19 protein-coding genes and 1 pseudogene are annotated in these 20,749 nt (G+C 53.0%); 14 read left to right on the top strand and 6 right to left on the bottom strand.

Annotated elements, in window-relative coordinates; translation table 11 throughout:
- The first annotated feature begins 1 nt into the window (after position 1).
- From GOV45_RS18745 to GOV45_RS18780, 8 genes are all read left to right on the top strand, one after another.
- Entirely contained in the window at positions 2 to 1,201 is a 1,200-nt protein-coding gene (locus tag GOV45_RS18745; RefSeq protein ID WP_170480624.1) for a tyrosine-type recombinase/integrase, read from the top strand.
- 25 nt (positions 1,202 to 1,226) lie between these two features.
- Positions 1,227 to 1,847, top strand: coding sequence for a hypothetical protein (locus GOV45_RS18750; RefSeq protein WP_170480626.1), 621 nt, complete (start codon positions 1,227 to 1,229; stop codon positions 1,845 to 1,847).
- Positions 1,848 to 1,952: 105 nt separating this feature from the next.
- Positions 1,953 to 2,153: a helix-turn-helix transcriptional regulator gene (locus GOV45_RS18755; protein WP_170480628.1), complete on the top strand. Its 201-nt coding sequence runs from the start codon at positions 1,953 to 1,955 to the stop codon at positions 2,151 to 2,153.
- Positions 2,150 to 3,025, top strand: a complete 876-nt coding sequence (locus GOV45_RS18760) for a DUF7146 domain-containing protein (RefSeq protein ID WP_170480630.1) — start codon at positions 2,150 to 2,152, stop codon at positions 3,023 to 3,025. The genes GOV45_RS18755 and GOV45_RS18760 overlap by 4 nt, the downstream gene beginning before the upstream one ends.
- Positions 3,016 to 4,548: a YfjI family protein gene (locus tag GOV45_RS18765; protein ID WP_170480632.1), complete on the top strand. Its 1,533-nt coding sequence runs from the start codon at positions 3,016 to 3,018 to the stop codon at positions 4,546 to 4,548. Before GOV45_RS18760 ends, GOV45_RS18765 begins: the two co-directional genes overlap by 10 nt.
- 40 nt (positions 4,549 to 4,588) lie before the next feature.
- Positions 4,589 to 4,873 carry a hypothetical protein gene (locus GOV45_RS18770; RefSeq protein WP_170480634.1) on the top strand — a complete coding sequence of 95 codons (285 nt, stop codon included), beginning with the start codon at positions 4,589 to 4,591 and terminating at the stop codon, positions 4,871 to 4,873.
- Positions 4,874 to 5,106: 233 nt separating this feature from the next.
- Complete coding sequence (locus GOV45_RS18775; protein ID WP_170480636.1) at positions 5,107 to 5,583, top strand: DUF5681 domain-containing protein; 477 nt, start codon at positions 5,107 to 5,109, stop codon at positions 5,581 to 5,583.
- Entirely contained in the window at positions 5,576 to 6,049 is a 474-nt protein-coding gene (locus tag GOV45_RS18780; RefSeq protein ID WP_170480638.1) for a hypothetical protein, read from the top strand. Before GOV45_RS18775 ends, GOV45_RS18780 begins: the two co-directional genes overlap by 8 nt.
- 7 nt (positions 6,050 to 6,056) lie before the next feature.
- Here GOV45_RS18780 and GOV45_RS18785 read toward each other — a convergent pair.
- From GOV45_RS18785 to GOV45_RS18810, 6 genes and pseudogenes are all read right to left on the bottom strand, one after another.
- Positions 6,057 to 6,659, bottom strand: a pseudogene (locus tag GOV45_RS18785) (IS6 family transposase); the annotation flags it as partial.
- Between the two features lie 60 nt (positions 6,660 to 6,719).
- Entirely contained in the window at positions 6,720 to 8,333 is a 1,614-nt protein-coding gene (locus GOV45_RS18790; RefSeq protein WP_170480642.1) for an FMN-binding glutamate synthase family protein, read from the bottom strand.
- 145 nt (positions 8,334 to 8,478) lie between these two features.
- A complete protein-coding gene (locus GOV45_RS18795; RefSeq protein WP_367648696.1) occupies positions 8,479 to 10,785 on the bottom strand; it encodes a SulP family inorganic anion transporter in 2,307 nt (768 codons plus the stop codon).
- 102 nt (positions 10,786 to 10,887) lie between these two features.
- Positions 10,888 to 11,097, bottom strand: coding sequence for a hypothetical protein (locus GOV45_RS18800; protein WP_170480646.1), 210 nt, complete (start codon positions 11,095 to 11,097; stop codon positions 10,888 to 10,890).
- Positions 11,098 to 11,118: 21 nt separating this feature from the next.
- Positions 11,119 to 12,150 (bottom strand): glutamine synthetase beta-grasp domain-containing protein, encoded by a 1,032-nt coding sequence (locus GOV45_RS18805; protein ID WP_170480648.1) that lies wholly within the window; start codon positions 12,148 to 12,150, stop codon positions 11,119 to 11,121.
- Positions 12,151 to 12,216: 66 nt separating this feature from the next.
- The gene (locus GOV45_RS18810; protein WP_170480649.1) at positions 12,217 to 12,438 is read right to left on the bottom strand and encodes a hypothetical protein; all 222 of its coding nucleotides are present in this window, start codon (positions 12,436 to 12,438) and stop codon (positions 12,217 to 12,219) included.
- A 212-nt stretch (positions 12,439 to 12,650) separates the two neighbouring features.
- Here GOV45_RS18810 and GOV45_RS18815 point away from each other — a divergent pair, with 212 nt between their 5' ends.
- From GOV45_RS18815 to GOV45_RS18840, 6 genes are all read left to right on the top strand, one after another.
- Entirely contained in the window at positions 12,651 to 14,570 is a 1,920-nt protein-coding gene (locus GOV45_RS18815) for a mechanosensitive ion channel domain-containing protein (RefSeq protein WP_170480651.1), read from the top strand.
- The gene (locus tag GOV45_RS18820) at positions 14,563 to 16,299 is read left to right on the top strand and encodes a hypothetical protein (protein ID WP_170480653.1); all 1,737 of its coding nucleotides are present in this window, start codon (positions 14,563 to 14,565) and stop codon (positions 16,297 to 16,299) included. Before GOV45_RS18815 ends, GOV45_RS18820 begins: the two co-directional genes overlap by 8 nt.
- Positions 16,296 to 17,816: a response regulator gene (locus tag GOV45_RS18825; RefSeq protein WP_170480655.1), complete on the top strand. Its 1,521-nt coding sequence runs from the start codon at positions 16,296 to 16,298 to the stop codon at positions 17,814 to 17,816. The genes GOV45_RS18820 and GOV45_RS18825 overlap by 4 nt, the downstream gene beginning before the upstream one ends.
- A gap of 24 nt (positions 17,817 to 17,840) precedes the next feature.
- A complete protein-coding gene (locus tag GOV45_RS18830) occupies positions 17,841 to 18,206 on the top strand; it encodes a response regulator (RefSeq protein WP_085641541.1) in 366 nt (121 codons plus the stop codon).
- 43 nt (positions 18,207 to 18,249) lie between these two features.
- Positions 18,250 to 19,497 (top strand): ammonium transporter, encoded by a 1,248-nt coding sequence (locus GOV45_RS18835; RefSeq protein WP_170480656.1) that lies wholly within the window; start codon positions 18,250 to 18,252, stop codon positions 19,495 to 19,497.
- 76 nt (positions 19,498 to 19,573) lie between these two features.
- A partial coding sequence (locus GOV45_RS18840) for an ammonium transporter (RefSeq protein WP_170480658.1) occupies positions 19,574 to 20,749 on the top strand: 1,176 nt, incomplete at its 3' end.

Genomic DNA, 20,749 nt, shown 5'->3' on the forward strand with positions numbered 1-20,749 from the left:
TATGGTAGCGTTAAAATCATCCAAACCGTCGAGCCTTTCTGCCGCTTTCGTTAATTCGATCAAAGAGCCGGGCAAGTATTACGACGGCAAAGGTACGGGCCTATTTTTATGGGTGAAACCTGATGGTGGCCGCTTCTGGGTGCAGCGCGTGACCATCCGCGGCAAGCGGCACGATCTTGGATTGGGCAGCTCGCCGGTAGTTAGCCTTTCGAATGCACGCGACCAAGCATTGGAAAACAAGCGGGTTATCAGAAACGGTGGAGACCCCATTGCAAACAAACGAAGCGCAAAGTCGGTATTGACGTTTGCTGAAGCGGCTCGAGAAACACATCAAGAACTTTCTCCAACTTGGAAGAACCCGAAAGATCGTGCTGCGTTTTTAAAAACCTTGGAGACCTACATTTTCCCTCGTGTCGGCAACAAGCCAATACACGAAGTAACCAGCGCGGACATCCGACAAGCTATTTTGGCTGTTCGAAACAAAGCTCCTAGTGTCGCGAAGAAACTTATCTTCAGGGTCTCTTTTGTTTTCAAGTGGGGCATCGCAGAGGGATTATGTTCGCAAAACCCAGCGACGGCCGAAGCATTGGCCTTACCGCGCGATACCCGGAAATCGGTGCCACGGAAGTCATTGCACTATTCGAAAGTGGCAGAATGCGTTGAGACCATCCACGCATCGGAAGCATGGCAGTCCACGAAGCTGGCACTGGAGTTCCTGATACTGACCGCCAGTAGGTCCGCCGAAGTTCGATTGGCGCAGTGGGGAGAAATCGAATTACCGGGCGGCGACACGGCGACATGTGCGACATGGACAGTCCCTGCGGAACGGGCGAAACAGAAGCGGCCCCACCGCGTTCCATTAACCACACGCGCGGTTGAAATCCTGCGCGCAGCCAAAACGCTGGATAATGGCAGCGGATTTATCTTCCCTAGCATTCGTGGACGCACACTGTCGGACATGACGCTTTCAAAACTGGTTAAAGAACTTGGCTATGACGCTGACGTACACGGGTTCCGAACATCATTTCGTACTTGGGTACAGGAACAAACGGAGTATCCGCGAGAGGTGGCGGAAGCTGCATTGGGTCATAAACTCGGGGATGCAGCTGAACAGGCTTACGCCAGATCAGACTACTATGAAAAGCGCCGTCAAATGATGGAGGACTGGGCGAATTACCTCAGTACAGAAACTCAACCGTAGGCAATGTTGAAAGGGCTAGATTGACATGATTGTGCCAAAACGCTGGATTAGGCTCTCCGAAATCCACCAACGTATTTCAACAAGCCTCCTCGAAAACGAAGACAAGAAAACACCTACCCAAAATCTAGAGGTTAAAGCAAATGAGTTGTGCTGGAACTTTTGCGAAAGTTCCAAAAAGGTATTTCTGCATAGGTCCGGCGACAAGGTAGATGAGATGACCAAAAACTATGTGGAGCCTCCCAAGGCCGGGACGCATCTTCGCGCCAACGAACTTGTAGACCTCGCCGTCGGAGTTCCAGGCAGCGGTACGAAAAAATACGTTGCTATCGGTGGAGGTCCAAAAATCTACAACATATCCGGGCCCTATATCGGAAGTCCTATACTTTTTGAGCGAAAAGAGTTTGAGAAGTTCTTTCTCAAAATTTTTGGGGACGCTACCGGTTCTTCAGGACTTTCCCTAATCGGCGTCAAAAACGCGCTTCTACAGAAGCACAAGGCAGGCACGTACAAAAACAAAGAAGAAGAATGGGACCATTACAACGGGTTGGTCCCTAAAAGCATTTTTAATAAAGCCTTCAAAGCCGCAAAACAAGAAGACCCAAGCTTTGGAAAAGTCGGTAAACCGCCCGCCAAAAACAAAAAATAATTCCGAACGTTTAATCAGAACGGTTTTGTCCCGATCGGTTTTGTTTGCCCTCGATCTGCTCGGTTAGCTTCCAGAGCATGACTAAACAATCCAAGAGGGCATGTAATGCAAAACAAAATACTAAGACGAAACGAAGTGGAGAAGCTCACCGGTCTTTCTCGATCAACTATCTATGCTATGATGAAAAGCGGCGAATTCCCTCGCCCAATCCGGCTGTCGGCCCGCGCGGTCGGATGGATGGCTTCCGACATAGATGCCTGGCTTCAAAATCGGCTTGAGCAAACTGCGCGGAGGACGATCCTATGACTGACGCGCGTAAAACTACGGAAGATTTGGGTGGCAAATGGTACGGCCACTATGGTCTTTGCCATTGCCCCGCACACGCTAACACCGACACACCTGCGCTCACTGTCACTAACGCCGACGACGGCAAATTCCTCGCGCATTGCCACGCAGGATGCTCATTCGAAGAGGTCATGGCAGGCCTTGGTGAACGAGGGCTCTTCAATGGTCATTCAGACAGCTCAATAAAAAATTGCGATACCGGCAATAAGTCAGTGAACTTAAGTTCACTAGATTACCGGCAGAAGCGCGCTCGAAACCTTTGGAACAGTGCATATGATCTCAAAGGAACACCAGCAGAGCAATATTTGCTATCGCGGTGCATTGAATGCCACGACATACACAACCTTCGATATGCGCCAATTTGCGAACATCTATCAGGGGAGTTGCTCGCTGCACTAGTTGCTCGAATTGAAGGCAGCGAAGGATCGGCAGTTCATCTCACATATATCGACGAGATGGGCGAGAAAGCAGATGTGGAGCCACAAAAAGTCATGCTGGGCCCCACCAAAGGCGGAGCTGTTCGTCTTATGAAAGGCGAAGATGGCCTCATAGTCGCCGAGGGCATTGAGACCTGCCTGTCGATTCAATCAGGTATCTCGCCTCCTCCGTTCAGTGTATGGGCGGCGCTTTCAGCGTCAAACATGCGGTCTCTTATCCTACCACCCAGTCCATCCAAGCTAATCATAGCGCCTGACGGTGATACTACCGGGCGGCAAGCTGCGCATGAGCTGGCTGTACGTGCACATGCATTGGGCTGGCAAGTTTTGGTCACCAACACTCCCGATGGCATGGACTGGAACGACGTACTTCAGGAGGGCAAATCATGGTCGTAAAAATACAAGCCATATCTAGCGCCGAGCCCTTTCAGCCTGAAGGCCCGCAGCCGCTTGTCTGCGAGCCACCTGAAGGTCAGCCATATCCGGTTGAAGCATTGGGCGCATTAAAAGGTATCGTAGAGGCAGTGCAAGGCGAGACACTTGCACCTGTCGCGATAGCCGCCCAGTCCGCTCTCGCCTGCGCGTCTTTGGCAGTTCAGGCACATGCGGATGTGGAAACCCTAGGTGGCAATGCACCGTGCTCTTTATTCTGTTTGACGGTTGCCGTCTCGGGAGAACGCAAATCTACCGTCGATGACCACTTAATGAAACCAATCACCAAATTTGAACACGAGGCCGCAAAGTACCATGTCGCCGAAATGGCCGACTTGGAAAACGACGTTGCGATCTGGGTGGCGAAACATCAGCAAGCTTTGGAAAAGGTGAAAAAGGCTACCGGATCAAGCGTGGAGGTGGCCAAGGAAGAACTCGATGGCCTTGATCCTCGGCCCCAGCCGCCCGCAAACCCGGAACTGACAGTAACCGAGCCGAGCATTGAAGGCCTGTGGCTGGCGTTCGTTCAAGGGCGTCCAAGCCTTGGCGTGTTCTCGGACGAAGGCGGCCAGTTTCTCGGCGGGTATGCCATGAATAGCGACAATCAGCAGAAATCTCTCGCAGCCGTTAACAACCTTTGGTCCGGCAAACCCATTAAACGGACTAGAAGAGGCGATGGAGTGTCCACGCTGTATGGCCGGAGATTAGCAATTCACTTGCTAGTACAACCCATTGTCATGCAACGATTTATAGCTGGCGGTCTTGCTGACGATACTGGCTTCTCAGCTCGGCTTCTGATTTGCCAACCGAAGTCAAGCATAGGTGAACGGTATTACTGCAACGTAAAATTCGACCCCTCTGCCAAGGCAGAGTATGAGGCACGAATGAACTCTATCCTGATGGTCCCGCTGCCGATCGACGAGCATACAGGCGCCTTGAAGCCACGTCTCATGCCCCTGAGCCCGGCAGCCAAGCAGCTATTGGTTACCTTCGCTGATGAACTTGAAGAACGACAGGCTCCACATGGTGATCTTTCCAGTGTCACAGCCGCTGCTTCCAAAGCCCCTGAACAGGCTGCGCGTATCGCGGCCGTGATGACGCTGTGGTCCAATCTGGAGGCTGCTGAAGTCGAGGCCGACGTCATGACGGACGGTATCGCGCTTGCCCGCTACTACCTCGAAGAGGCCGTTAGACTGTCATCCGCGGCGACAATGACGCGGGAGTTGGCCAACGCAGAAACACTGCGTGTATGGCTGCTGGAACGCTTCGAACACGATGAGGTCGTGACGCGCGACGTGCAAAAGGACGGTCCAAGCCGAAGCCTGCGCACCAGTTCTGCCGCACGGGCGGCGCTGACGGTCTTGGAAAAGCATGGTTGGCTAATACGGCTCGAACCCGGGGCCTTGGTCAGGGGGAGTAATCGCAAGGAGGCGTGGAGGATCGTGAAACCTAACCACTCCGCTAGTCCTGGGTTCAGCTCCTATTAGCCCAAAGCGCAATATCTAAAAGAAATTGAGGAAAGCCCACATGTATATTGAACCATTACAACGCCCAGCAGTGCAGACCTACCTAAGCGAGATCCAGTCTGATCCTGTATTTGAAGAGTTGTTCCTGACGGACCGCGATGAGTTTGTTGGTCTTGATACAAACCCTAAAGGTTGGGATTGGGCAGACCACTATGGCTCACGCATTATCGACGGCCACTGGCTGGAAGCGTCAGAGCCAGATGAACAGTTGCGCCTGGCGCGGATTTGCCATCTGCGGGCTCTGGCTTGGGAGGCCGCTATTCAGCACATAATGCGAGCATCGTAGTTACTGACTATCGCTGAGTTTGCCGACGGTAAAAGATTGTGCCACTAGCATGACCCGAGTGAACTCAAGTTCACTTGTTCGCACGATATCAAAATTGCCGATCAGTTTGTGGGTTGATGCCCAACTTCCTAAGAATAAGGGTTTCTGCTGCAAGACGGACTTTATGGTGCGGCTTGAGTTTTTAGGTAAACTATGCTTACCTTTTATCGAGAAAACGATCAATTGTCGACACTATGAAATCAAAACCGGAGCCTGAAAAGACAGGTTTGAAACAGACGCACCCCGAGACAGCGGGGAAATTTGCTAAAGGCAAAAGCGGTAATCCGAAAGGAAGGCCAAAAGGCGCTCGCAACAAAGCTACGCTCGCAGCCGAGGCATTGATGGATGGTGATGCGCAAGCCATCACTGGGAAGGCGGTAGAACTGGCAAAAGCAGGTGACATGACCGCGATAAGACTATGTCTCGAGCGTATTCTACCTCCGCGCAAATGCCGGCCGCTGAAAGTCAGCTTATCGAAGATCGAAGGGCCTGAAGATATTTTGAAAGCCGTTAATTCTGTTCTTTTAGCGGTGTCATCAGGAAAAATCGCGCCGGACGAGGCTGATGCTCTTTTGCGCACCATTGAGGCTGCGAGAAAAGCAATGGAGACCGAGGAACTACATCGTGAATTAAATGATTTACAGACCAGATTGGATTTGATCGGTGCCTGATAGCTCGAAGGTCCGTATCGCCAAGCTTAAGAAGCGAATGGCAATTCCGCGAGAGCGATACATCGCAGCGGTCGAACGCCACGAGCATCGAGCCTGGGCCTATCGGACGGACCCGCGCTGGCACGCGGAAATGCGTACTAATCTGATCAAGGCTAAAAACCATATCTTGATTTCGGAAGGCAAGGTTCCGGATCCTTTGCCCGAACCGGAATCTATTGAAGAGCCCGACCCAGCAGTATTCGACACCGAAGACCAAATCAGGAAAGACGACGCTCTCATAGAGGCATACCTGTCAGACACTCCGGATGAACGGCGCCTTCCTAATGCGCGTGGTCACAACCACGCAGAACTTCTCAAATACTGGCACTCCAGTCCGGAAGGGAAAAAGTGGCACGAACACCTCGACCGCGAACTGAAGCCGAAGCTCACCGCAATCCGAGACCGCATTCTCGCAGAGGGCTGTTGAACAGGCTAGAGGAATGGACAGAAGCGAATTTTTGTAAACTTCGCATGCGCCTGAAACGTTGCACAGCGCGTTCTCTTCGTCGAAATGGCAAGTGCGAATTCTCAACTCGGTTGTTGAGCCACCTGCCCGTCTGCTGCTTTTCGGTAGCACCAAGTTCTCTGAGAGCGGCTCTGTATGAGGCGAAGCGATCCGTGACGACGTTTTCCGCTTTTCCGTGCCGCTTCATCAATTTCTTGAGGAATTTCAGTGCCGCCTGCTTGTTTCGGCGTTTGGTGACAACGACTTCCAGCACCTCGCCTTCGTCATCAACAGCCCGCCAAAGATAATGCCGCTTGCCATTCACCTTCAAGAATACTTCGTCTATGTGCCACTTCCATCTCGAGAATGCGCGCAGTTGTTGCACCCGCTTTCTTCGGATCTCAGAGGCAAACATCGGACCGAACCTGTTCCACCAGTAGCGGACGGTTTCGTGGCTAACGTCAATACCTCGCTCGTGCAGCAGGTTTTCGACATTCCGAAGCGAGAGCGGAAATCGGATGTACAGCATCACCGCCAGGCGGATGATCTCAGGGCTGGTTTTGAAGTATTTGAACGAAGCAGGTTTGTTCATTCCTAAATGCTACGCAACGGCCCTGCCCAGCTCAACCCAAGTTCTTCTGACAAGACCAAATCACACGTCAAATGGCGCAAAGTCGTTAGCGCGCGATCGTTTCCATCGATCCAGATAACCAAATTTATCAGCCTCGTCGCTCAGTAGGAACCCTTCCGGCAAATAAGGATAGACCTCTTCGCCAGTTACCATATCGCGGTCACTTTCGCGCATGATCAGGTGGTGAGGCAGGAATTCCGAAGGATGCGAAAGCCCAGCAGCCCCGGTCATCTCAGCTAGCGCGGAAAGCGTACCATGGTGAAAACGCTTCACACGTTCCGACTTGTCTTTAACATTGAGGGCCCGCATTCTCAGCTTGTCCTGAGTGGCTACGCCAACCGGACAATGATTGGTGTGACACGCTTGGGCATGTATGCACCCCACAGCGAACATGAATCCTCGTGCTGAGTTAGCCCAATCGGCGCCCAATAACATCGCCTTCGCGATGTCGAAAGCGGATATCAGTTTAGCTGAAGCGCCAATTTTTATGCGATCCCGAACCCCGGCCCCGCGGAGCGTGTTGTGCGCAAACGTCAGACCCTCGACCAACGGCATGCCCATATGATTGGCAAATTCAAGCGGCGCGGCGCCAGTACCCCCTTCTTTTCCATCGATGACGATGAAATCCGGTGTCACTTCTGTCTCAAGCATTGCCCTCACAATGCACATGAACTCACGACGGTGGCCGATACAAAGTTTAAAGCCCACCGGTTTACCCCCTGAAAGCTCACGCAGTTGCGCGACGTATTCCATCAGTTCGATTGGCGTAGAAAAGGTAGAATGTGACGCTGGTGATATGCAGTCGACCCCCATAGGCACGCCTCGAGCTTCCGCGATTTCCTGAGTTATTTTAGAAGCTGGCAACATGCCGCCATGGCCCGGTTTGGCGCCTTGACTCAGTTTAATTTCGATCATCCTGACCTGGTCATCGGCTGCCTTTTCCGCAAATTGGGCCGGATCGAAATTTCCGTTGTTGTCACAACATCCAAAGTAGCCTGAACCAATCTCCCAGATCAGGTCACCCCCGCCTTGACGATGATAACGAGAGATGCCGCCCTCGCCTGTGTCATGGGCGAAACCACCCATCTTCGCACCCTTGTTGAGGGCGAGAATGGCGTTGGGCGACAGGGCCCCAAAGCTCATGGCCGAGATGTTGTAGATGGACGCGTTATACGGTTGCGAGCAGTCGGGACCGCCAATAATAACGCGGAAATCGCTATCCACGATGTGGACAGGCCGCACTGAATGCGTCAACCACTCGTAGCCCGCCCCATAGACATTCCGCTTTGTGCCATAGGGCAGTTTATCTTCGTCTCCCTTGGCGCGCTGATAAACCAAGGACCTGTCCTCCCGTGAAAACGGGTTCTCATCTTGATCATTCTCAAGCAAGTATTGGCGCAGTTCGACCCGAAATCCTTCAAAGAAGAAACGCATATGTCCGGCGACTGGATAATTGCGCAAGATAGAATGCTTGGCCTGGATGACATCGTGGAGACCCAGGAGCATCAGTGCCCCGAATATCACCACACCTGCCCACGCCCAGGGCGTCAGGAACGCGAGCCCCAAGAAAACAAGCGTTAGGGCGAAAGTCGCGCCCCAGATGCCGAACCGCTCAATGTCTCCAATACGTTGCATTGGCCCGCCTCCAAGTATGTCACTTCAATGGTACTGGTGTTTTGACGATTATTCCAATAGCCGCAGCCTGCCAGCTTTCGCGACCGATACCTATGTCGCTCAGTCGCCTTCCGAGATTACGAGGGCAATAGCAGACCGGCGGCGCCTATTCTTCGAGACGAAGGATCAATGACAGCGTTCGCAAGTTGTCAGCGAGCCGCTCTGAAACATACTCTAGTGCATACGTCTGGAATTTCAGCGCCAAGTCCGGATCTTCGGATTTCATGCGTTCGAATGCGGCATCCGTCAAAACATGCGCGGTTCCGTGGCTGTCCGCTATGGCCAGCGCAAGCGCCCCGACATTTCCTTGTCTAAAGAAGCTCGCCACACCGACCATCGAACCTGAACCCGTACTTCGTATTCTATGGTTTTCGCCGTCTAACTCGCGGAGATAGATCGAAATGGTACCTTGTTCGATGAAAAGCAGCATGCGCCGCTCATTGCCAGGTTCTGAAACAACGTCATCTTCCGCGAATTTCATCTCCTTCAAGTAACTCCTAAATCCTTCAACATCGGATTTGATTTCGAAAATTTTTTCCAACTGATCATCTATCAGCAGTGACTTTATGTTTGGATCAATACCCGCCGTTCTTAGAAGAAAATCTTCACACCACTCCAACGCACTATCTGCGTCCTTGAAAATAGGTTCAATAACAGCATCGCCATCGAGAAATTCTTCTTCATGCAGCAATTGATTAATTTCTTCAGGGACGTGAGCCAAAGCGAGCTGCGTTCCGACTTCTAGTGCCTTTTTCTTGATTTTGACTAGGCCATGAACAGCGGATGTGTCTAAACCAGAAACTTGTTGAAAATCCAGAATTATGAACTCGGGCGCGCCTTCTTTTCTGAGCAAAGCCCCAACCACTTCCTCGTAAAGTTTAATTGAGGATGCAAAGAAAATGAAACCGTGAAGTTTAAGATATAGAATCTTTTGGCCTTCGGCGCTCAGAACTTTTCGATGGTCATCCGGACGGTCGACGTTGCTCCCAAAACTACTCCCCTCCATGGCCAAGCGAACAACATTAATTTTGCTGTAGTTAATGACGAAAAGGACCAAAGCTGCGGCCACGCCGGTCGCAACGCCCTCCAGAAACCCGATAAACTCTACGACAAAAAGGATCGCAAAAATTATCGCAATATCACCGCGCCGTAGGTTGGACCAGCTTTTGACAACCCAGTCATAAAGGAAGCCCAACCCTATAAACATTACTAATCCACCAAGCACAAATTTGGGAAATACAGAAAGAGCACCTGCTCCAACTGTCATCGTCAGAAGGCAGAACACGGCGACTACCAGCCCGACGAGCCGACTATCCCCACGCATGCGCTGTCCAAGAGTTGACAAACTTACGTAATGATAGCCAACAAGGCTTCCACCCGGCGCTGCAAGAATGTTGGCGAGCCCGGCCACACGCATCTCGCGATGGACGTCGATATCACGATTAAACGCAGACTCGAGCGCTGTAAGGTTAAGAAGAACAGAGATGAGTGCTATAGAAAGAATTGTGGCCAGCCCGGTAAACTCTGTCACGAACAAAGTCCAGTCGGCAGAGAGATAAGTTGTTAGAGGCACAGGCTGCCACAATGCACCGTCCCCGAATGGTTGCAGCAACCAGCCTTGATCAATGGCTTCCTCACTCGAAGTGCCCGTGAGGAAGAGAATTGCATGAAAGAGAGCCACTGCGCCGATAATTAGGCCAGGCATTATGAAGACATTGGTATATTTCAGAGACACGAACAGTGTCACAAGAGCAAATACAGTTCCGGGCAACCAGAGATGTGCAACTTCGGCAAGCGCACTCAGCCGGGCAAAATCGAAAGTTTCTTCAGCCATTACGCTGAAGGAACCTTTAAAGAGAAGCCAACCCGTGGCCGCTAGGAAACCGGCAACCACTGGATACGGGATAAGCTGGACAAACGCCGCCAGCCGCCACCGTCCCACGAGGTAAAAAATCACCCCAGCAAGCGCAGTCGACAGCACCATTATCACCACTGCCTGGGCAAAAAGCATTTCATTAGAGAGGGCACCGCCAGGAAGTTGGGATAGCGTCGCAATCATAACGGCGATTATCGCTGTTGGATTGTCTTGCGGTAGAGCCACGACTCCACGGAGCTCGCTGAACAGACCAATGACGAGAGCTATTACAACACCACCAAAAAGGAGTTGCCCCGTCGCTCGCGGCACGTACCCGGATAGTTCCCCGGTAAATATGACTGCCGAATATGAAAACATGAAAGTAACCGTCAAGACACCCGCAACCAGTCCAGCGGTGATACTTGGGAGCACGACAGGACCCGTGAAGTTTTCGCTCAGTTCTTTTCTCCAACCAGACTGCATAAATGCTGTTCCTTCTTGTAGTCTGAGCGGCTTATTTTGCCTGGTCGCAAAGCTGCCCATCAAAGCCGCCTGCATCTTGTATGCAGACGACTTTTCTGTGCTCAGAACGCCGACCTCAATTTAAGTCCCGGCATCTCATTTTGGTTGTTGGGCGTAGCTGTACGGTGTGGGTTGCGATCAGAAGAACTCTAGCTTCGATTCCAGGGCAAGGTTTCCTTCCGCATCAATAACGTGGAACTGCTCGTCTATCCTCCAGCCAAGCTTCTCGGCGAGAGCCTTCATCCCGCCGCCGGTCAGATGCGCCGCATCTGTTACGGGTGCACGGCCGGAAACGTGCACCTCCTTCCCGTCTACGAACATTGTCTTCTGGATCTCGATCCTTGCCATACCGTACTCCAATCCTCCTAATCACACAGCCTTAATCGCCTCTTCGTGAGCCACTTTGACGGTTCGCATTATGCGGTCGACAACGAGATAAGGATCGGCATCGGATGCCGGTCGACGATCTTCCAAGAAGCCTTTCCAGTCGTGCGTGGTCGTATAAATCGGAATACGGATTGATGCACCTCTGTTAGACGCGCCAAAGCTGAACTGATCGATTGAGGCCGTTTCATGCGACCCCGTCAACCGGCGTTCGTTTCCCGCGCCGTAGACCGCGATATGATCTTTATGGAACGGACGGAAGCCCTCACATAGCGCTTCAATATAATCCTGGCCGCCGACGTCACGAAGGTAGTCGAAGGAAAAGTTAGAGTGCATGCCAGACCCGTTCCAATCTCCAGATATCGGTTTCGGGTCAAGGGTAGCGATAAGGTTATACTTCTCGGATATCAGGTGCAGGAGAAACCGTGCAACGATCAGGTCGTCAGCCGCACGCAAAGCGCCCTTGCCAAAACACTGAAATTCCCACTGACCCAACATCACTTCTGCGTTGACGCCGGTCACGCCAAGATCGGCTGCAAGGCAGGCGTCCCAGTGCTCATCAACCATCTCTCTTGCTTCTACCCGATGGGCGCCGACTGCGCAGTAATAGGGTCCTTGTGGCTCTGGAAACCCACCATCGGGAAATCCAACCGGTCGACCGTTGGAGGTCATCAGGATGTATTCCTGCTCAAATCCGAACCAGAATTCGGCCTCGTTCTCGTGATCTATAAGATTTCGCGTGTTGGTTTCATGAGGACTTCCATCTCGGTGGAATACCTCGCACAGAACGAGATAGGCGTTTGGCCGGAAAGGGTTAGGATAGACACGAACCGGCTGGAGGATGCAGTCAGAGTCGTGGCCCTGGGCTTGTTGCGTAGAACTGCCATCGAAGCCCCACTTTGGCGTGTCTTCTACGGCGCCGGTATATGCACTGTCGGGATGGATCTGCGCTTTCGTCCGGATATTTGAGGTTTCGTAGCCATCCAACCAGATGTAGTCGAGTCGAGCATTTCCCATTCTTCTCCTCCCTTTTAATGAGTTGTCTTCATTCAGCACCCGTTTGAGTGCTTAGTCGGTGGCGCGTTAATTCGGTGGGTGTAAAGGCCCACGGATCATACGCACGGCAACCGCCATAGCATGACGCCGGATGTGTTTGTGTTCGTCGATGCCGCTGAGCGAGACATCAAGCCACTCCTCGACTGCCTTTTCAGTCACCGGCATCTTTTGTGCTGCGAGACCAAGCACCGCTTCGATGGCTGCAGCGTAACCTGCCTTGGTTTCATCCTCGTCATCCCAGTTGAACATTCCCGACCCCCTTCGCCTAACCTGCTGATAAATTGGATTTACCAACGCGCCCAAGGCTGTTCCTTGACACATATCAATCCCTGAATAAGATATTTTTCGCAATTATAAATGCGGGTAAGCGCGAGAGAGAGGGGGGCTAAATAGAAACTTTTCAGAAAGTTATCCCTGCTCTTGGTCTGTTTGCGATCCTCGCATGCTCAGCATTCTTGGTTGTGCGCGTAGCAACTGTCTATGTTTCCGGTCGGGTACATCGAGTCCGCGCCTCGGGAGAACTCTTAGTCTTTCTGATCTTCTTCTACCTACTGATCGGCCCTGCTTTGGGCGTCATAGGGCTTGAACATCTCGCAGAAGCCGCAAATAAGGCCGTTCTAGCCACTACTGCAATCTGCGTTGCATTCCTTTTGAACGGCGTGATCAGAGTCGTCCTCTGGGATGGCCTTTTGTCCGATCACGGGCAGAGGAAAGTTCCCATAATCGTGTCAGAAGGTGTTGGGATTACGATCTATTTAGCGGCGATCCTGTTGGTAATGCATTTTGTTTACGACGAGCCAGTAGGAGGTCTTCTCGCGACATCGGGAGTGGCCGCTCTGGTTTTCGGGTTTGCTGCCCAATCGACACTTAAAGAAGTGTTCTCCGGTGTTGCCCTGAATGCCACACAGGCATTGCGCATCGGCGATTTTGTCGAGATCGACGGTGTATACGGCCAAGTTTACGAGATCAACTGGCGTTCTATCTCCATCAAGAACCCCCACACGGACTCGCTATACATTTTCCCGAATAGCGGCGTCGCCGATCGGACGATCCTAAACTTCAGTGAGCCCACGGGGCGGTTCAGATACTTCGTTCACTTTACGTGCGAACTTTCAGCCCCTCCGGAGCTTGTCATACGCGCTATCGCCGAGGAACTTGAGCACTCCAGGTTCGTACGTCGTGATCCCAAACCGAACTTCAATTTGCTCGGATTCAGCAAGGAAGGGATCGATATTCGTATCCGCTTCCACTTCAACGGCGATGACCCGTGGTGGGACGCTCAGAACGAAGTCATCATGGCAATCTGGAGTGCGATGAGAAAGCACCGCCTTCGCATAGCAATTAACCGTCACTGGCTTGGCTCGAGCGATGAATGGAGCGAGCTCGACAATAGGAGAGATGAGGACTTCGGAGTTGATAGGGTGATGGAAGAACTTCGGAAATCGTGGATCTTTTCAGTATGCGCAGAGGAAGATCTCTCCCGACTCGCTGACGCAGCTAGTATTATTTCGCTCAACCCGCCCGGCTGCTTCTATGAACCAGATGAGCCCTCGGATGGCCTTTATCTCGTCCTCGAGGGAAATACCGCGCTATACCGTCAGATCGACGAAAACTCAGCCAACGAGATCAAGATTGAGATCTGCCCGCAGGGTGAACTCTTTGGTTTGCGGAGCTTCCTTGACTCGACGCCTCGGAAATACCTTGCCCAGGCCGAACAATACACCGTCGTCGCGCATTTGGCTGAAGATACAATGCGGAGTTTGATGCTCAGCCAGCCTGATCTAGAGACCAACCTTCGCGAAAACCTCAAGTCGCGCGCGCTGCAGCGCGAAGAGAACGCTGAGCTGGCACGTAAAGACCTACTGTCATCCCTTCATGCCGAAGAGCGTCGCAAGCTCTCTGAAGAACTGCGACAAAACGTGAGCGCCATATTGGAGCGCCCAGCTTTTCACCACTTCATGAGCCTTCTGTCATCGAAGCTACGCCACGAAGATATTCTGAATGCCGCGATGGCAGGGGCTGCGATCATCGCAGCTTGCAGAGGAGACGTTGATAACGATGAAGAAGAATTCCTCAAACGAACTATGGCGGAAGCGGACTTGCTGAGGCACATGGATTTTGGCCAAGCGTTGGAGCTGTTTCACGCGTTTGCAGGTTCTGGTGACGTTTTGAACAGGGAAGGACAGGTCTTTAGGAAGCTTGACCGTGCCGGCGAGGTCAAGGGAGGACCGCAAATCGTCCAGGCGATCGCCGTTGGAATGACGGGTGTTCACGGGATACCGACGGCAAAAGAGCGCGAGGCGCTCACGGACATTTCCGAGCGGCTTGGCCTGAAGGTGCCGAAATGGGCGCTCGAAATTAATGGAGCGCTGAATGGGTGACGAATTGGCAAAGTCAGGGTTTGTGTTCACGATTGGTCTCACCGGGCACCGGGACATTCATTCTGATGCCGTTTCCGATGTACGCGCGGCGCTCCGGAATGAACTCGAGGCTCTCAGAGAACGGTTTTCGGCTCTTCCAGTCGAACTCGTGACCGGACTGGCTGACGGCGCCGATACGCTGGCGACCGAGGTTGCCCTTGAGATTGGCTTTCCGGTGCGTGCCGTTCTTCCAATGCCTAGAGCTCTTTATGAGACCGACTTTGAGGGCGAAGCGCTTGCGAACCTCATTCGGCTTTTGAATGACGACCGCGTCACTGTGCAAGAGCTGCCTCTCCCCACCGGCAGTATAGATAGTGATTTCAAAGACGCAGCGTCTCGCGATGTCTGTTACGCACGGCTGATGGATTACCTTGTAAGGCGGTCAAATGTCCTTATTGCACTTTGGGATGGAGAGGTAACCGGGCTTACTGGTGGGTCTTCTGACGTCGTCGTTCGTTATCTATCCGGGTCGAAGCCGCGTTCGGGAACCGCCAAGACTTACGAAGCAATAGATAATGCCGAGCTTTCCGAGGATACTTCGGATCTAATCATCTGGATTGAAACACCGCGACAATCCGGGAAAAGTGGCCCCGGAAAAATAAGCACAAGTTATCTGGTTCAGGCGGGTGCTAGCGGCTTCATTTGTCGCCTGCAGCATATCCCTGATTTCGTATTGGAGCGCTGGCGCGAGTTTGACCAGTTTGCCTTCGAGCGCGACACTACAACCGGCACCGATCTGACCGCCTATCCGATCTCTACCCCCGATGATATCAAGATATCAGAGGTCGCTTCCTCGATCGATGTGGATTTCGTGCGTGCAGATCAACTTGCCCTCGCAAATCAGCGTCAATCCGATCGTCTCTTTAAGCTCTTCGGCCTCATGGCCGCCCTGATGGGACTTACATTTCTCCTTTATGCAAAGATTGCCGCACTGAAACTGTTTCTGATCGCTTACGTGGCGCTGTTTGCGGGAGGTTTCGTACTGTTTGCCATCGGGTCAAGGCGCGGGTGGTTCGGACGTCACCTCGCTTTTCGCGCGCTAGCCGAGGCACTGCGCATTCGATTCTTCCTCGTCTTGTCCGGAGCCGGCACGACAGGCCAGACACGGCGTCTCCTGCGACTGACCAGTATTGAGCGTTTCAAAGGCTTCGGATGGATTGAGGATGCAATCCGCTGCACAGAACCATTGACCTACGAAAGTACTGTCTCCACACAAGAGAGAGTCGCGGCAGTATCGGAAAGATGGGTCAAGGATCAGGCGGCATATTTTTCACGAAAACATCACCAGTTGCACGGCGAGCATGAGCGTCTCGAAACAGTAAAGAAATTCCTGTTTCTCGCGGCTTTTGTCGGTGCCGTGTCACTGCTTCTTTTCAAGAAGTCTCTCTACGATTTCCATATCAGCGATCTTGATGGGAAAACGCTGGTCGTCTTCCTCATGGGGCTTTTGCCGCTTTGGCTTGCAATATGGGAAATCTACCAAACGAAAATGGCGACGCGTGAGCTGCTCTGGCAGTACGCAAATCAGGGAGAGCTGTTCGAGCTTGCCGAGCGGCGTCTCGGAGCGATTTCCGATCCTATCCACGCCCAGGATGTGATTTCAGATTTGGCCGAACGTTCGCTGATGGACGTGGTCCAGTGGAGCACGCACCGCTACCACCGCGAACATGAACCGCCATCAGCCGGATGATTAAGAAAGTGGAAGATCGCAGCGATTTCAAAGCACAACTTTCAAAGTTGCGCCACGACCTTCGCACACCTATCGGACACATCATCGGCTACGCCGAGATGATCGAGGAAGATCTGTCCTCCGATCTTCTAAAGACATTTTCCGGAGACCTGCAGGCAATCCAGAATGCAGGCCACAAAATGCTGGCTCTTATCGAGGACTTCTTAGGCGCGACGACGGTATCACCCGATGAAATCAATGTTAGCGAGGCGCAGTTTCAGTTTCGGATGCAGCTCAACCACATAACCGGTTACTCGGAGATGATCTTTGAGGAGGCGACCGATCTCGGTGAAGCCGAGTTCATCTCTGACCTGGAACACATTGCCGAAGCAGGTCGGAGAGCTCTGAGTCTGGTAGATGCGATCCCGCAGCGGTTGCTCGAAAAAAACGCCGAAAAAGAAAGTAGTCTAAAGAAAAATAACATACCCACTACTGAGCAGAACACTCATGTTATCACCAGCGAAATCGGACAAGGCGGAGAAATTCTGGTCGTCGACGATGACATTTCCAACCGAGAATTACTCAAGCGGCGCGTAAAACGCATGGGCTACTCCGCACGGGTAGTTTCCAGCGGTGAGGAGGCTCTTGCCCTACTTGAAACTGAGCGATTTGATCTCGTCCTGCTCGACTACATGATGCCCGGCTTGTCGGGTCTTGAGACCCTGCAACGAATGAAGTCGTCATCTCGCCTACGCACCATACCTGTCATCATGTTATCTGCGTCTGACGATATCGGGATGATGGTCGATTGTATCCTGCAAGGTGCAGAAGACTACATCTTCAAGCCTTTCAATCCAATTTTGCTTCAAGCTCGAATCAGCGCATGCTTAGAAAAGGTGCGTCTTCGTCAGAACATCTCAAGGCAGTTCCGGATTTTTATATCCTCACCAGGCGACGTCATTCCTGAGCGGCGAGTGGCAAAGACCGTAATTGGGCGTCTCAACGAGGAGTTTTTTGGGCGTGCCTATCTGATCCCAATCCTTTGGGAAGAGGAGCCCATGCTGGCTTCTGAAACCTTCCAGGCTCAGATCCACCCACCGCATGATACGGAAATCTACGTTGGTATTCTTTGGTCGCGCATCGGCTCGCCTCTACCCGACACGATCCTGAGACCCGACGGTACCAGGTACGAGTCCGGTACGGCATTCGAATTCGAGGACGCACTGGGCGGTTTCAAGAAGCAAAGCTCTCCGGAGATGCTTCTCTACCGAAAGCAGGGCGCGCCGACACTGTCGCTCGAGGATCGCGATGTGGTTCTCGACAGACTCGACCAGATCGACAAACTCAACCAGTATCTCGATCGCTGGCTTATCGACGAAGACGGCTCCTATATTGGAGCCTTTCACATGTTTGAAACCGAGGAACAGCTCGACACGATGCTCGAGATGCATCTGCGAAAACTCGTTGAGGCTCGGCTAGCAGAAGATACATCGTCGCGAACAGACGCCGCTTACGGCGCCGTTCCGATAACCCGGTGACGAAGAAAAGGAAGGGAAGACAAGATGGCAAAAATTCTTCTGGTTGAAGACAATGAGATGAACCGAGACATGCTGTCTCGCAGGCTCAAGAAGAAGGGCTACGACGTCGTCATGGCGTTTGACGGCCAGCGCGGTGTCGAGATGGCCTCAGAGGAAAGCCCCGACATTATTCTGCTCGATATGAGCCTTCCGGTGATGGATGGCTGGGACGCAGCACGGCACCTCAAAGCCAGCGACCAAACAAAGAGCATTCCGGTTATCGCGCTGACTGCACATGCTATGGCTGGTGATCGCGATAAGGCTTTGGGTGCTGGCTGCGACGACTATGACACCAAGCCGGTCGACATAAAGCGACTTCTAGAAAAGATTGAAGGGTGGCTGAACGCGTGACGAGGCAAGGTTCTCATAGGCGCAAGCTCTGGCTGATTGCCTAATGGCGGACGTCGATCTGCTCTGGGTCATTTTTGCCAGCGCCCTGGTCTTTTTGATGCAGGGTGGTTTCTTGTGCCTAGAGAGTGGGATGACGCGCTCAAAAAATAGCATCAACGTCGCGATCAAGAACCTCGCGGATTTCTGTCTGTCTACGCTTGTATTCTGGACGCTCGGCTTTGGGTTTATGTTTGGGCTGAGCTATCAAGGGTGGATCGGATCGGATCTGTTCTCCCTCGACTTTGCAAAGGCCTCCCCGCCTCTTGCTGTCTTCTTCTTGTTCCAGGTGATGTTTTGTGGTGCCGCGGTCACGATCCTCTCGGGGATTGTCGCGGAGCGGATGAAGTTCGGGGCCTATCTTTTTGTCGCGGTTATCGTATCGGGGTTTCTCTATCCGGTTGCCGGACACTGGGTCTGGGCCGAGCGATTGTCCCGGAGGTCGGGCTGGCTTGCAGAGTTGGGTTTTGTGGATTTTGCCGGGTCGACGGTGGTTCACAGCGTTGGGGGTTGGGCGGGCCTCGCGCTCGTCTTGATTGTGGGCCCGCGCTTGGGGCGCTTTGATGACGGCTCTGGCGCCCACACTATCACCCCTTCGAACATGCCCACCGCCACACTTGGGGCTCTTCTTCTCTTCATCGGCTGGCTGGGCTTCAATGGCGGAAGCACATTGGCGCTGGACGAAACTGTACCTTCTATTCTCATCAACACGGTCGTCGGAGGATGTGTCGGTGCTATCTCGGCCGGGGGGCTTCGCTACGCGGTCAATCAGCGGCTCGACGTGGATCAGTTCATCAATGGCGCACTAGGCGGACTTGTTGCGGTTACCGCGAACTGTTTCGCCGTCTCGACAGGGTCCGCCGCCCTGATTGGCTTGGTTGGTGGCATGATTGTCGTCTTCTTCAGCCAGATCCTCGAAACCCTGAAGATCGACGATGCGGTCGGAGCAATCCCTGTGCACCTTGGGGCCGGGATATGGGGCACTCTGGCGACTGGCCTCTACGGCGATCTCGAAACCCTTGGCACAGGGCTGAGCCGCCTCGAACAGATCGGTGTTCAAGGTCTGGGCGTGCTTGTCTATGGCATCTGGACCTTCGGAGTGGCCCTTCTCGTATTCTCGGCTGGTAACGCGGTTTTCCGATTCAGGGTAACCGAAGAGGAAGAGATCGCAGGGCTCAATATCTCAGAACATGGGATGCAGCACGAAAGTGAGTTGCCGATTGTAGAGAGACATTTCTTGGAGAGCGCTAGATGAAACTTCTTAAAGCTCGATATTTCGCGAATGTAAAGCCGCTGCAAGGCCCTCGCTTTTTCCAGAAGAGGATCGATTGATGGAGGGCATTGATCTGCTTTGGGTGGTCATCGCCACTACGCTATTGTTCTTGATGCAAGCGGGCTTTCTTTGCCTCGAAACCGGAATGACCCGGTCGAAAAATAATATCAACGTCGCCATCAAGAACTTCTGTGACTTCTGTGTTTCGGCTCTGGCATTCTGGCTCGTGGGCTTCGGACTGATGTATGGTCTGAGCTATCAAGGGTGGATCGGATCGGATCTGTTCTCCCTCGACTTTGCAAAGGCCTCCCCGTCTCTTGCTGTCTTCTTCTTGTTCCAGGTGATGTTATGCGCGACGTCGGTCACGATCCTCTCGGGGATTGTCGCGGAGCGGATGAAGTTCGGGGCCTATCTTTTTGTCGCGGTTATCGTATCGGGGTTCATCTACCCGATTGCAGGACACTGGGTCTGGGCCGAGCGATTGTCCCGGAGGTCAGGCTGGCTTGCAGAGTTGGGTTTTGTGGATTTTGCCGGGTCGACGGTGGTTCACAGCGTTGGGGGTTGGGCGGGCCTCGCGCTCGTCTTGATTGTGGGCCCGCGCTTGGGGCGCTTTGATGACGGCTCTGGCGCCCACACTATCACCCCTTCGAACATGCCCACCGCCACACTTGGGGCTCTTCTTCTCTTCATCGGCTGGCTGGGCTTCAATGGCGGAAGCACATTGGCGCTGGACGAAACTGTACCTTCTATTCTCATCAACACGGTCGTCGGAGGATGTGTCGGTGCTATCTCGGCCGGGGGGCTTCGCTACGCGGTCAATCAGCGGCTCGACGTGGATCAGTTCATCAATGGCGCACTAGGCGGACTTGTTGCGGTTACCGCGAACTGTTTCGCCGTCTCGACAGGGTCCGCCGCCCTGATTGGCTTGGTTGGTGGCATGATTGTCGTCTTCTTCAGCCAGATCCTCGAAACCCTGAAGATCGACGATGCGGTCGGAGCAATCCCTGTGCACCTTGGGGCCGGGATATGGGGCACTCTGGCGACTGGCCTCTACGGCGATCTCGAAACCCTTGGCACAGGGCTGAGCCGCCTCGAACAGATCGGTGTTCAAGGTCTGGGCGTGCTTGTCTATGGCATCTGGACCTTCGGAGTGGCCCTTCTCGTATTCTCGGCTGGTAACGCGGTTTTCCGATTCAGGGTAACCGAAGAGGAAGAGATCGCAGGGCTCAATATC

Source organism: Ruegeria arenilitoris, from assembly GCF_013035425.1.
Classification (GTDB): domain Bacteria; phylum Pseudomonadota; class Alphaproteobacteria; order Rhodobacterales; family Rhodobacteraceae; genus Ruegeria; species Ruegeria arenilitoris_A.

Bases quoted from the DNA above. Each gene is read 5' to 3' on its own strand.
- GOV45_RS18775 (WP_170480636.1), top strand. From the start codon at position 5,107: ATGAAATCAAAACCGGAGCCTGAAAAGACAGGTTTGAAACAGACGCAC.
- GOV45_RS18750 (WP_170480626.1), top strand. From the start codon at position 1,227: ATGATTGTGCCAAAACGCTGGATTAGGCTCTCCGAAATCCACCAACGT.
- GOV45_RS18755 (WP_170480628.1), top strand. From the start codon at position 1,953: ATGCAAAACAAAATACTAAGACGAAACGAAGTGGAGAAGCTCACCGGT.
- GOV45_RS18835 (WP_170480656.1), top strand. From the start codon at position 18,250: ATGGCGGACGTCGATCTGCTCTGGGTCATTTTTGCCAGCGCCCTGGTC.
- GOV45_RS18795 (WP_367648696.1), bottom strand. From the start codon at position 10,785: ATGCAGGCGGCTTTGATGGGCAGCTTTGCGACCAGGCAAAATAAGCCG.
- GOV45_RS18805 (WP_170480648.1), bottom strand. From the start codon at position 12,150: ATGGGAAATGCTCGACTCGACTACATCTGGTTGGATGGCTACGAAACC.
- GOV45_RS18770 (WP_170480634.1), top strand. From the start codon at position 4,589: ATGTATATTGAACCATTACAACGCCCAGCAGTGCAGACCTACCTAAGC.
- GOV45_RS18820 (WP_170480653.1), top strand. From the start codon at position 14,563: ATGGGTGACGAATTGGCAAAGTCAGGGTTTGTGTTCACGATTGGTCTC.
- GOV45_RS18745 (WP_170480624.1), top strand. From the start codon at position 2: ATGGTAGCGTTAAAATCATCCAAACCGTCGAGCCTTTCTGCCGCTTTC.
- GOV45_RS18800 (WP_170480646.1), bottom strand. From the start codon at position 11,097: ATGGCAAGGATCGAGATCCAGAAGACAATGTTCGTAGACGGGAAGGAG.
- GOV45_RS18810 (WP_170480649.1), bottom strand. From the start codon at position 12,438: ATGTTCAACTGGGATGACGAGGATGAAACCAAGGCAGGTTACGCTGCA.
- GOV45_RS18830 (WP_085641541.1), top strand. From the start codon at position 17,841: ATGGCAAAAATTCTTCTGGTTGAAGACAATGAGATGAACCGAGACATG.
- GOV45_RS18765 (WP_170480632.1), top strand. From the start codon at position 3,016: ATGGTCGTAAAAATACAAGCCATATCTAGCGCCGAGCCCTTTCAGCCT.
- GOV45_RS18825 (WP_170480655.1), top strand. From the start codon at position 16,296: ATGATTAAGAAAGTGGAAGATCGCAGCGATTTCAAAGCACAACTTTCA.
- GOV45_RS18760 (WP_170480630.1), top strand. From the start codon at position 2,150: ATGACTGACGCGCGTAAAACTACGGAAGATTTGGGTGGCAAATGGTAC.
- GOV45_RS18790 (WP_170480642.1), bottom strand. From the start codon at position 8,333: ATGCAACGTATTGGAGACATTGAGCGGTTCGGCATCTGGGGCGCGACT.